The following is a 12063-nucleotide window of genomic DNA, read 5'->3' as shown; positions in this document are numbered from 1 at the left end:
ATAGATCTCATTATGCGATGTTCTTTCTGATATGGTCTTCGATTGCAGTCAGATCATTGGCGATCTGGCTAACCCGTTCATCTCGCTCATACAGATCGGCCATACGGGTCGGCAAGTCCGGATATTGGCCGGAGGCCTTTTCAACCGCTGCCGGGAACTTGGCGGGATGGGCTGTTGCCAGCGTAATCATCGGCACATCTGCCTCGCGCTGCTCTGCCGCGACCTTTACCGCCACCGCGCCATGGGGGCACAGCAGTTCCCCCGAGGCAGCAACCTCGGATTTGATAGTCGCCAGGGTTTCTTCTTCCGAGGCGCGACCGGATTTGTAGGTCTCCGACAGCGCCTGCATGGCGCCCTGGCTGACCTCAAATCCGCCGGACTTCAGCTCTTCCATCAGCTGCGCCACGGCGCTTGCGTCCTTATCATAGGCAAAATACAGCGCCCGCTCAAAGTTCGACGAGACCTGAATATCCATCGAGGGAGAGATCGACGGCACGGTATCGCCCTTATGATAGCCTTTGCCCTCCAGGCAGCGGTGCAGGATGTCGTTTTGGTTGGTGGCCACCACCAGATCCTTGATCGGCAGGCCCATCTGCTTGGCAATGTAGCCCGCAAAAATGTCGCCAAAGTTACCGGTGGGAACGGTAAAGCTCACCTCATGTTCCGGCGCGCCGAGGCTGACAGCGGAGGAGAAGTAATAGACCACCTGAGCCAGAACCCGGGCGATGTTGATCGAGTTCACCCCAGCCAGTTTAACGCCGTCGCGGAAGTCAAAGTGGTTGAACATGTCTTTGACACGTGCCTGGCAATCGTCAAAATCGCCGTCCAGAGCCAAGGCATGCACATTCTTGTCCGCAGGGGTGGTCATCTGGCGACGCTGAACCTCGGACACACGGCCGTGGGGATAAAGAATAAAGACATCGACATTGCTGAGCCCACGAAAGGCCTCCATCGCGGCAGAGCCAGTATCGCCCGAGGTGGCCCCGGCGATTGTTACGCGATCATTTCGACGCTCCAGCGCCACCTGAAACAGCTGACCAATCAGCTGCATGGCAAAGTCTTTGAAGGCCAGGGTTGGGCCGTGGAACAGCTCCAGCAGGAAATGATTTGGCGCCAGCTGCTTCAGCGGCGCGCGGGCGGCATGGTTAAAACCCGCATAGGCACGGGAAATGATGCCGCGAAACTCTTCATCCGTGAAGCAATCGCCAATAAAGGGCTTCATCACCCGAAAGGCGGTCTCCTCATAAGAGAGCCCCGACAGGGCGGCGATCTCATCGCGGCTAAGTGTTGGAATCTCGGCAGGAACATAAAGCCCACCATCGCGGGCGAGACCGGTCAGCATCGCCTCTTCAAATGTCAGCTCGGGCGCCTGGCCACGGGTAGAGATATATTTCATCGCTTCAGCCTTCGGATTTGGCGCGGGAACGCCACAGGAAAGAGGCGGTCATCGCGGCCCAGATAAAGGCCAGCGAAAACCAGGTGATCGCATATTGCAAGTGGTTGTTTGGGATGCCCGCAGTCGACACGGGCTGTGGTGTCACGGATGTCTCAGGTGAGATGCTGCGCGCAACAATCAAAACTGGCTCTGTGTCCAGGCGAGAGGCCATGTAAGCGACATCGCGGGCATATAGAATATTAGCATCAACTTCAGGCGCAGGCGTTGTCCAATCGCCCTCGTCCGGCCAGAGCAGATTGCCTGTCACCGATACAGCCCCGGACCTGCGGGCGGAGTTCTTTTCGGCTGCCAGGATGAATCCCCGGTCCAGCAGCAGGCGCCGCCCATCGCTGAGTTCCAGGGCCGTAATCACGCGGTAGCCGGTGGCGGCATTCTTAGTGACCCAGAACACATGCAGATCCTTACCGCCGAGCTCTCCCGCAGCAGAAACGGCACGGTAGCGGTCGTCCTGCTCGGTTGGGTTTTGCGGAACAGCAACAGGGGAGGCGGCAACACGGGTCTCGATGGTATCCAGCACGGCCTGCTTCCAGGCCAGACGCTGAACCTGCCAGGTACCAAGCCCCAGCAGGGTCGCCAGACCCAGCCCGCCAATGACAGAAAGGAAGATCAGTCGCTGCATGTCAGTTCCGTTGCCACAAAAAACAGCGCATGAGTTGCCCCATGCGCTGTGCTTGATACGGTCTGTTTTCCGGTTTTGAAACCTCAAACATGTACCCGGTACATTCCACCGGACACATATGGCATCTTACATGCCCGAGGTGCCCCAGAGGTAGACTGCGAAGAACAGGAACAGCCAGACAACGTCAACGAAGTGCCAGTACCAGGCCGCGGCCTCAAAACCGACGTGCTGCTCGGGGGTGAAATCACCCTTCATCGCGCGGACCAGGCAAACGATGAGGAAGATGGTGCCCAGAAGAACGTGGAAACCGTGGAAGCCGGTGGCCATGAAGAAGTTCGAGTAGAACTCGTCCTCGCCAAATTTCCAACCATCATGGGCCAGCAGCTCATAGTACTCATAGCCCTGCAGCGCGGTGAAGAAGATGCCCAAAACGATACCGATGGACAGGCCCTGGATCAACGACTTGCGGTCGTTGTCATGTACCAGCGCGTGGTGCGCCCAGGTCACGGCACAGCCGGACAGCAGCAGTACCAGTGTGTTGATCAGCGGCAGGTGAAACGGGTCAACCGCGTGGATCGCAGGGGCCACATATTCGGTGCCGATGTAGCTCTCCATCGGGTAGATGGCGTGTTTGAAGAACGACCAGAACCAGGCAAAGAAGAACATCACTTCGGACATCACAAAGAGGATGAAGCCGTAGCGCAGCCCGATGCGAACGACGGGGGCGTGATCGCCCTGACGGGCCTCAACAACCATCTCGGCCCACCAAGCGTAGCTGATGTACAGCACCATGGCCAAGCCACCCCAGAACATGAATGCAGTAATCCCTTGCATCCAAAGAACCGCACCGAAGAGCATGATGAAACCACCAAGCGCTGCCATAAGTGGCAGAATCGATGGAGGAAGAATGTGAAAATCGTGATTTTTAGCGTGCGCCATTTAAGTGTCCCTCACCCGTCGGCCTGGTTCGTGGTTAGATCTGCCCCGGTGTTTTCCCCGGTATCGAGAGCGGCATAGCCCTCGGGCAGATCGATTTCATAAAACGTGTACGAAAGCGTTATCGTATGCACGAATTTTCCGTCCCGGTCGGTTACGATTTCCGGGTCGACAAAGAAGGTCACGGGCATTTCCACCCGCTCCCCCGGTTGCAGCACCTGCTCGGTAAAGCAGAAGCAGTCGATTTTTTCAAAAAATGCGCCCGCCGCATAGGGCGTCACATTATAGGAAGCCTGACCCGCAATGGGCCGATCCGTTGGATTGTAGGCTTCATAAAAGGCCAGACCGGTATCGCCGATCTTGATCTCCATCTCGCGCTGCACGGGTTTGAACTCCCATGCAAAATCACGTTCTTTGGAGCCATCAAAGCGCACCGTTATGGTCTGATCCAGAACAGTATCAGAGCCCGCAGTGGCAACGCCGGTGACGCCGCCAAAGCCGGTGACCCGGCAAAACCAGTCATAAAACGGAACCGAGGCCCAGGACAGCGCGCCCATGGTGATGACAACCGCCACCAGCTGGACAACCGTTTTTTGTGGGCCCTGCATTGCCATCAGTCCTGCTCGCCTTGGGTTTGCGGGAACTGAAAGCCGTTCGAGGTCACCTTGACCATGGTCAGGGCCAGGACCAGCACCACAAAGCTGCCCAGCAATAGGCCTACACCCATATTGCGGCCAAAGCGACGTTTGTGCAGATCATGTTCTTTTTTCAGAGCCATCTTACCAGCCTCCCAGCCCGTAGGGTTTCAGGCTGGCTTCAACCAAAATCGCACCAAAGTGCAAAAACAGGTAAAGCAGCGAGAGTTTGAAAAAGCTGCGCTCGACCTTGAAGTCATCCTCTTCGGACATCACTTCGTTGCGACGCGAAATCTTCCAGGCCCCCAGCAGGAACAGGGCGTTCATCACCACGGCCACGGCCAGGTAGATCGGTCCACCGATTCCCGAGAAAGAGGTGCCAACAGCCAGGATGGCCAGCAGGATTGTATAGACCAGGATATGAACCCGTGTGGCCGGGCGACCATGGGTCACGGTCAACATCGGCACACCTGCATCATCGTAATCCGAGCGCATGAACAGGCACAGGGCCCAAAAATGTGGCGGCGTCCACATGAAGGTCAGGGCAAACATCAGCCAGGGTTCCACCGACATGGTGCCAGTGGCGGCGATCCAGCCGATAACCGGCGGGAAGGCTCCGGCCGCGCCACCAATAACGATGTTCTGCGGCGTCGCCCGCTTCAGCCACATGGTGTAGACCACCACATAAAAGAAGATGGTGAAGGCCAGGAAGGCACCGGCAAAAACATTGGTCGCCAGCGCCAGCATGATCACCGACATCCCCGACAGCGCCAGGCCGAGGCTCAGTGCTTCGCCCGACTCGACCTTACCGGCAGGAATGGGGCGCGATTTGGTGCGTTTCATCACCTGGTCGATATCAGCATCCCACCACATGTTCAGCGCGCCAGAAGCACCACCGCCAATGGCGATGAACAGCACGGCACAAAAACCAATCACCGGATGTACACCCACCGGGGCTGCCATCAGCCCGACAAAGGCGGTAAAAACCACCAAAGACATCACCCGCGGCTTTAGCAGGGCGAAATAATCGCCAAAGCTGGCCTCGTCTTCACGGGGTGTGCTGGCGTTGATGCTTGCGTCGCTCATCGTTGACCCTTTTGTCGACCAGAAATGCGCAGGGATCTGCGCATTGCTTTGTTTTAGAACCTCACCCTCAACGCTCCCTCAAGCGCCGGGGTCAGGAATTCAAAGGAAACCTCAGTTAGAGGCGACCTGATAAGACTGAGGCAGACCAGCGTATTCGTCGATCGCGCCTTTCAGCCATGCGTCATAGGCTTCCTGGCTGACCACTTTGACGGTGATCGGCATATAGGAGTGATCCTTGCCGCAGAGTTCGGAACACTGGCCAAAGTAGATGCCTTCTTTGTCAGCCTTGAACCACAGCTCGGCCAGACGACCGGGAACGCCATCCTGCTTGACGCCGAAGGAAGGCATGGCCCAGGAGTGGATCACGTCAGCGGCGGTCACCTGCATCACCACGGTCTTGCCAACAGGCACCACAACGGCGGTATCGGTGGCCAGCAGATATTCATCTTCGGCGTAACCGTTTTCTGCCAGCTCTTCGCGTGGCAGCATGAAGCTTTCAAAGCCAAACTCGTGGTCGACATACTCATAGCCCCAGTACCACTGGTAGCCCGTCACCTTGATGGTGATGTCACCTTCGGGGATTTCCTGCTGGCGGAACAGCTCTGGCAGCGAGAAAGACCCGATGAAAACCAGCACCAGGATCGGGATCAGCGTCCAGGCGATCTCGATGGGGGTGTGGTGGGTAAAGGCGGCGGGTGTTGGATTGGCGCGACGGTTGAAGCGGACGATAGCATAGAGCATCAACCCACCAACAAAAATACAAACCGCGGTGATGATGACCAGAATCATCCAGTCAAGCGAGTGGATACCTTCGGCCAGTTCAGTCGCCGCCGGCTGGAAGTTCAGGCCGCCGTCTACCGGCTTACCAATGGTTTCCAATCCTTCTTGCGCGGCGGCTGGAAGACTGGAAAGGCCAGCAAAAAGGCCCGAAAGCTTCAAAGCATTCTTCATATCATGTCCTGATCGTTAGTGATCGATTTATTCTTGCAGTCGATTGCGGCTTATGGAGAGTTGATTCCACAAAACGCGCTCGAACCCGTTGTCTTTGACGCTGCTTAAAATCATATTCAGACGTACAGATAAAGAGGCAGGCGAGCGTCAAAGCGTCGCTTTCTTGATTTAGATCAAAAAACCTGAGGTCCGTGACATGGAAAACCCAGCCTTTCGACCCTTTGAAACCCTCCTTCCGGAGGATGAGGCTCTGCCGATCCTGCGCGAAACCCTTGCGGGGGCCGAAGATGGCGAGATTTTTGCCGAACGCCACAAGTCCGAAGCCCTGATGTTTGATGATGGCCGGTTGCGCAGCGCCAGCTATGATGCCTCCGAAGGCTTTGGCCTCAGGGCGGTTAATGGTGAAGTAGCGGGCTATGCCCACTCCACTGATGTCTCTATCCCGGCCCTGAAACGCGCCGCGCAAACCGCCCGACTGGCGGTCGGCGATGGCGGCGGCACCTATGCGGATGCCCCCCAGGCGACCAATAAACGGCTCTATACAGATGCAGACCCGATTGGCGATCTGCCCTTCCCGGTCAAAGTTGAGACGCTTCGCGAGATTGATGCCTTTGCGCGTGATCTAGATCAAAGAGTGGTGCAGGTCTCGGCCTCGATTGCCGCCTCTTTGCAAGAGATCGAAATCCTGCGCGCCGATGGAACTCGGGTCCGCGACACCCGCCCGATGACCCGTCTCAACGTCTCGGTGATTGTCGAACAGGACGGGCGTCGCGAAAGCGGCTCTGCCGGGGGCGGCGGCCGTGTCGGGCTGGACGGGCTGATTGATCCCGCCGCCTGGGCCGAAAAGGCGCGCGAGGCACTGCGGGTGGCATTGGTCAACCTCGAGGCCGTCCCTGCCCCGGCCGGTCCCATGGAGGTGGTTCTTGGCCCTGGCTGGCCCGGCATTTTACTGCATGAAGCCATCGGCCACGGGTTGGAGGGTGATTTCAACCGCAAAGGAAGTTCGGCCTTTGCAGGCTTGATGGGCCAGCGCATCGCCGCTCCCGGCGTCACCGTGCTGGATGACGGCACCATTGCCGATCGGCGCGGCTCGATCACCATCGACGACGAGGGCACACCTTCGCAAAAGAACACTCTGATCGAAGACGGGATTCTGGTCGGCTTTATGCAGGACCGCCAGAACGCCCGCCTGATGGGGGTAGAGCCCACCGGCAACGGGCGGCGCCAAAGCTACGCCCATGCTCCCATGCCCCGGATGACCAATACCTATATGCTCGGTGGCGAGACAGATCCCGCCGATCTGGTTGCCGGTGTCAAAGACGGCATCTGGGCCGTGGGCTTTGGTGGCGGTCAGGTCGATATCACCAACGGTAAATTTGTCTTCTCCTGCACCGAGGCCTACCGGGTGGAGAACGGCAAGGTTGGCGCCCCGGTCAAGGGTGCGACGCTGATTGGCGACGGTGCCACCGCGTTGAAACAGATCCGCGCCCTTGGCAATGATATGGAACTGGACCCCGGCATGGGCAACTGCGGCAAGGCCGGTCAATGGGTTCCGGTTGGTGTAGGGCAACCCAGTGTGCTGATGGATGGCTTGACGGTGGGCGGCTCGGCCACGTGATTTTGCCCTCCCACCCCTCTTAACCAGAGCCCACTCCCGGCCTTGAAAAGCGAAGCCTATTTATCGCAAATTGCGGCGTTAAGGTGTGTCTTTACCAAAAACGCGGCCAATCTGGTCGCGTTTTTTTGCGTTTTTTGCGGGCTTTTCCTAGCAAGAACGGGCAAACTATCCATTGCGGACTGAAACTTTACTCTTAGTTTTCAATGCCCTGTCAGGGATTTTTACAGGTCTCTACAAACTATGACCCGATTGTCGAAAAACTTTGGATAATTTTCAAACATTCACCACCTGTTAACCGTTTCAGGGGTATTCCTTTAACTGCAAATAGGCGGAGCTACGGATGACCAAGGAAGCACATTCTTCCACTCACCCCCCACTCCCACCCACCACGGAAGATAGCTGGTTTTCCAGGCTTCGTCTTTTGCGCTCTCGACGTGTAGGCCCAGTGACGTTTCACCGCCTCCTCGCAGAGCACGGTTCAGCGCAGAACGCGCTGGAAGCGTTGCCAAAAATGGCACGTGCCGCCGGAATGTCAGGGTATGAAACATGCCCTGCAAGTGCGGTCACCGCAGAAATAACTGCCGCAAAAGCCGCCAAAGCGCGGCTTTTGTGCTTTGATGACCCCTTATATCCCCCTGCCCTGTCACAACTGAGTTCAGCGCCGCCGCTGCTCTGGGCGATTGGCAATATTCAGCATCTGACACGGCCGATGATTGCCCTGGTCGGGGCCCGCAATGCCTCCTCATTGGGGACCCGTATGGCGCGCAGCCTGGCCAGCGATCTTGGTGCAGCCGGATACACCGTGGTGTCAGGCCTGGCGCGCGGCATAGATACTGCGGCCCATCTCGCCAGCCTAAAAACCGGAACCATCGCGGTCATGGCGGGGGGCTGCGATGTAATTTACCCCTCGCAGAACACGACCCTGGCGCAGAACATCGCCACCAAGGGGCTGATCCTGTCGGAACAACCCATGCGGTGCACACCGCAGGCGCGCGACTTCCCCAAACGCAATCGGATCATTGCCGGGCTTGCGCAGGCTGTCATCGTGGTTGAGGCCGCAGGCCGGTCCGGCAGTCTGATCACCGCCCGCGACGCTCTGGATCTGGGGCGCGAGGTGCTGGCGGTCCCCGGTCATCCCTTTGATGCCCGCGCCTTTGGCTGCAATGCGCTGATCCGCGACGGCGCGGTGCTGGTGCGCAATGCCGAAGACGTCATCGCGGCTCTGCCTCCGCCTTCCGCCCCTGTTGCAACCCAGAGTGCCGCCCCCATTGCCGCCAAAACCACGCCCAGTGCACCACCAGCAAAGAGTCAAATTGCCGCCCATCAACTGAACGCCACCTCCCCCACCCGTCAGCCTAAGGCCAATACCCCCAAAGTTTCTGGTCGGGATAACAAAATCCCAGAAAAACTGGCGCAGCTCTCGGCGCTCAACCAGGCGTTGGCCGGGGTCCCGACGCCGCCCCCCGAAAAACGCAGCCTGAAAGAAACCGCGGCCCTGCACCAATTGATCCTGGCCGGTCTCGGTCCCAGCCCAACGGCCTCTGATCAGTTGATGCGAGACCTGAACCTGTCGCCCCAAGCCTTCTCTCCGGCCCTGACTGAACTGGAGCTGGAAGGCAAGATCAGCCGCATCCCGGGCGGCCTGCTCACCCGACGCAGCGACAAGAAGGACGGCTGAAATCTGGGGCAGTGGCAGTCACTGTGCCTGCCATTGAGCTTAAAGGAGGCAAACGTTTTCGTCCCGGAAACTCAATGAAGGGGCAGGCATGAGCAAAGCCAAAATTGGGTCAATAATCACTCACACCTTCAACCGCTCCTCCTGCGTCCAATGCTCTCTCATTGACATTCTCCCCTTGCGTCGCTGAACTTGCGCAGCCATAGAACGCCCGTTAGTGCACTTAAGAGGCCAAAGAATTACATGCCAGTTGTTGTTGTCGAATCCCCGGCCAAAGCCAAAACGATCAATAAGTACCTGGGGTCAGACTATACTGTTCTGGCCTCCTACGGCCATGTGCGCGATCTGCCGGCAAAGAACGGTTCGGTTGATACCGACAACGAATTTGAGATGATTTGGGAAGTCGGCAACGACAGCCGCAAACATGTCAAAGCCATCGCTGATGCGCTGAAAGAAGACAACGAACTGATTCTCGCGACTGACCCCGATCGCGAAGGCGAGGCAATCAGCTGGCACCTGCAACAGGCGCTGACCAAACGCCGTTCGATCAAAAAGGACACGCCGGTCAGCCGGGTGACCTTTAACGCGATCACCAAAGAGGCAGTCACCGAAGCGATGCGCAATCCGCGTCAGGTCGATATGCCCCTGGTCGAGGCCTATCTGGCCCGCCGGGCGCTGGACTATCTGGTGGGCTTTAACCTCTCGCCGGTTCTGTGGCGCAAACTGCCTGGCGCGCGCTCCGCGGGTCGGGTGCAATCTGTCTGCCTGCGCCTGATCGTTGAGCGTGAGATGGAGATCGAGGCCTTTAATCCACAGGAATACTGGTCCGTCAAAGCCAATATGACGACCCCGCGCGGCCAGGAGTTTGAGGCCCGCCTGACGGTTCTGGGCGGCGACAAGCTGGACAAGTACAGCCTTGCCAATTCCACCGCTGCTGAGCTGGCGGTGCAGGCCGTCTCCAGCCGCAATATGGTGGCAAAATCGGTTGAGGCCAAACCCGCCTCCCGCAACCCATCTGCGCCGTTTATGACCTCGACCCTACAGCAGGAAGCCAGCCGTAAATTCGGCATGGGGGCCAAACAGTGCATGAATGCCGCTCAGCGTCTTTATGAGGCCGGACTCATCACCTATATGCGAACCGATGGCATCGACATGGCACCCGAGGCTGTGCAGGAGGCCCGGGCTGAGATCGCGACCCGCTATGGTGCTGAATATGTGCCCAGCTCGCCTAGGATCTATAAGAACAAAGCCAAGAACGCCCAGGAAGCCCACGAATGTATCCGCCCCACCGAGATGGGGCGCGATGCCAAGAGCCTGAAGGTCTCCGAGGATGATCAACGCAAGCTGTACGATCTGATCTGGAAGCGCACCCTGGCCTGCCAGATGGCGGGCGCCCGGCTCGAGCGCACCACGGTTGATCTGGGTTCGGATGATGGCCAGGTTGTGCTGCGCGCTACCGGTCAGGTGATGCTGTTTGACGGCTTCCTGCGGGTTTACGAGGAAGGCCGCGATGATGTGGTCGATGAAGATGACAAACGTCTGCCCCAGATCATGCAGGGCGAAGCGCTGAAGTTTGCCTCCTCGTTGGGGGCGCAGGCCGACAAAGCCGGCACGGATGCCGCGATCCTGTCCGACAACAAGGCGGTACTGGGCCTGCAGCACCACACCCAGCCGCCCCCCCGTTTTACCGAGGCAACATTGGTCAAACGCATGGAAGAGCTGGGCATTGGCCGCCCCTCGACCTATGCCTCCGTGATCACCACGATCCAGGACCGCGAATATGTCCGCAAGGACAAGAACCGCTTGTTCCCCGAAGACAAGGGCCGCATCGTTACCATCTTCCTGCTGAATTTCTTCCGCACCTATGTGGGCTACGAGTTCACAGCCAATCTGGAAGGGGAGCTGGATGATGTCAGTGCAGGCGGGCGCGACTACAAGGATATCCTGAGCAAGTTCTGGCGCGATTTTTCGGCGGCGATCTCGGAAACCTCGGATCTGCGGATTTCCGAAGTGCTGGACGTGCTGGACGAAACCCTGGCGCCGCAGCTCTATCCGCCGCGCGAAGACGGTACGGACCCACGCATCTGCCCAAAATGCGGCGCGGGCCAGCTGCACCTCAAAACCTCGCGCACCGGCGGTTTTGTCGGCTGTGGCAACTACCCCGAATGTAACTATACTCGACCGATTTCCGGGGAAGGTGCTGAGGGCTATGAAAAGGTTCTGGGCGAAGATGATGGCGACGAGATCCATCTGAAGTCCGGCCGTTTTGGCCCCTATGTGCAGCGCGGCGAAGCCACGCCCGAAAACAAAAAACCGCCACGGTCTTCGCTGCCAAAACAGGGCAAGGAGTTTCTGCCCGGCTGGGGGCCCAATGAGGTGACGCTGGAGCAGGCGGTCACCCTGTTGACCCTGCCGCGTGAAATTGGTGCCCACCCCGAGGGCGGCGTGATTGCCTCCAACCTGGGGCGGTTCGGCCCCTATATCATGCACCAGCTGCCGGATGAGGAAAAACCCGTCTATGCCAATCTGAAAGAGACCCTGGATGTCTTTGAAATTGGTATGAACCGGGCGATGGAGATGATCACCGAGAAGCGCAACAATCCCGGACGCGGCCGCCGTGCAGCGGCCAAGGCACTGCGGGAACTGGGCGACCACCCCGATGGCGGCGGCGCGGTCAGTATCATGGATGGGCGCTATGGTGCTTACGTCAAATGGGAGAAGGTCAATGCGACCCTGCCCAAGGACGTCGAAGCCAAGGATGTGACCATGGAATTGGCCGTACAGCTGATCACTGAAAAGGCGGGTAAGACGGGGGCCAAGAAAAAGGCCCCTGCGAAGAAGAAAGCGCCTGCAAAGAAGGCAGCCGCCAAAAAGCCCGCCGCAAAAAAAGCGGCGCCAAAGAAACCTGCCGCCAGCAGCTGAGTGTCCGTGGTACCAGCACTAAATCAGCCTTTGTGGATTTGAGGGGACGATGGAGGCTCTGCCCCCGGCCCTCTGGGCCTCCCCCGGAATATTTCTGGAAAGGTGAAATAGGCCAGTTGGTTTTTGGGGCTCCGTAGTAATACCCGTTTGGCTCGGTATTATTGA

General features: G+C 58.3%; 10 protein-coding genes. 3 read left to right on the top strand and 7 right to left on the bottom strand.

The annotated features are described in order from the left end of the window. Nucleotides 1–10: 10 nt before the first annotated feature. From thrC to coxB, 7 genes are all read right to left on the bottom strand, one after another. Nucleotides 11–1396, bottom strand: coding sequence for a threonine synthase (gene thrC / locus ED661_RS05370; protein ID WP_122072908.1), 1386 nt, complete (start codon nt 1394–1396; stop codon nt 11–13). A gap of 4 nt (nt 1397–1400) precedes the next feature. Next, nucleotides 1401–2075 carry an SURF1 family protein gene (locus ED661_RS05365; RefSeq protein WP_122072907.1) on the bottom strand — a complete coding sequence of 225 codons (675 nt, stop codon included), beginning with the start codon at nt 2073–2075 and terminating at the stop codon, nt 1401–1403. Nucleotides 2076–2201: 126 nt separating this feature from the next. Further along, a complete protein-coding gene (locus ED661_RS05360; RefSeq protein WP_122072906.1) occupies nt 2202–3014 on the bottom strand; it encodes a cytochrome c oxidase subunit 3 in 813 nt (270 codons plus the stop codon). Nucleotides 3015–3025: 11 nt separating this feature from the next. Beyond that, entirely contained in the window at nt 3026–3625 is a 600-nt protein-coding gene (locus tag ED661_RS05355; RefSeq protein ID WP_122072905.1) for a cytochrome c oxidase assembly protein, read from the bottom strand. Further along, nucleotides 3625–3789, bottom strand: coding sequence for a cytochrome C oxidase assembly protein (locus ED661_RS05350; protein WP_122072904.1), 165 nt, complete (start codon nt 3787–3789; stop codon nt 3625–3627). Before ED661_RS05350 ends, ED661_RS05355 begins: the two co-directional genes overlap by 1 nt. Nucleotide 3790: 1 nt before the next feature. Next, nucleotides 3791–4732 carry a heme o synthase gene (gene cyoE, locus ED661_RS05345; RefSeq protein ID WP_122072903.1) on the bottom strand — a complete coding sequence of 314 codons (942 nt, stop codon included), beginning with the start codon at nt 4730–4732 and terminating at the stop codon, nt 3791–3793. Nucleotides 4733–4843: 111 nt separating this feature from the next. Beyond that, a complete protein-coding gene (gene coxB, locus ED661_RS05340; RefSeq protein WP_122072902.1) occupies nt 4844–5683 on the bottom strand; it encodes a cytochrome c oxidase subunit II in 840 nt (279 codons plus the stop codon). Nucleotides 5684–5879: 196 nt separating this feature from the next. Here coxB and tldD point away from each other — a divergent pair, with 196 nt between their 5' ends. The 3 genes from tldD (at nt 5880) to topA (ending at nt 11898) form a co-directional block, all read left to right on the top strand. Next, the gene (gene tldD, locus ED661_RS05335; RefSeq protein ID WP_122072901.1) at nt 5880–7301 is read left to right on the top strand and encodes a metalloprotease TldD; all 1422 of its coding nucleotides are present in this window, start codon (nt 5880–5882) and stop codon (nt 7299–7301) included. 340 nt (nt 7302–7641) lie between these two features. Beyond that, a complete protein-coding gene (dprA, locus tag ED661_RS05330) occupies nt 7642–8979 on the top strand; it encodes a DNA-processing protein DprA (protein ID WP_122072900.1) in 1338 nt (445 codons plus the stop codon). Nucleotides 8980–9219: 240 nt separating this feature from the next. Further along, entirely contained in the window at nt 9220–11898 is a 2679-nt protein-coding gene (gene topA, locus ED661_RS05325) for a type I DNA topoisomerase (RefSeq protein WP_122072899.1), read from the top strand. Nucleotides 11899–12063: the final 165 nt, after the last annotated feature.

The sequence above is a fragment of the Pseudophaeobacter sp. EL27 genome, assembly GCF_900313025.1.
Classification (GTDB): Bacteria; Pseudomonadota; Alphaproteobacteria; order Rhodobacterales; family Rhodobacteraceae; genus Pseudophaeobacter.
Note: the sequence above shows the minus strand (reverse complement) of the source record. Positions and strands in the feature narration are given on the sequence as shown.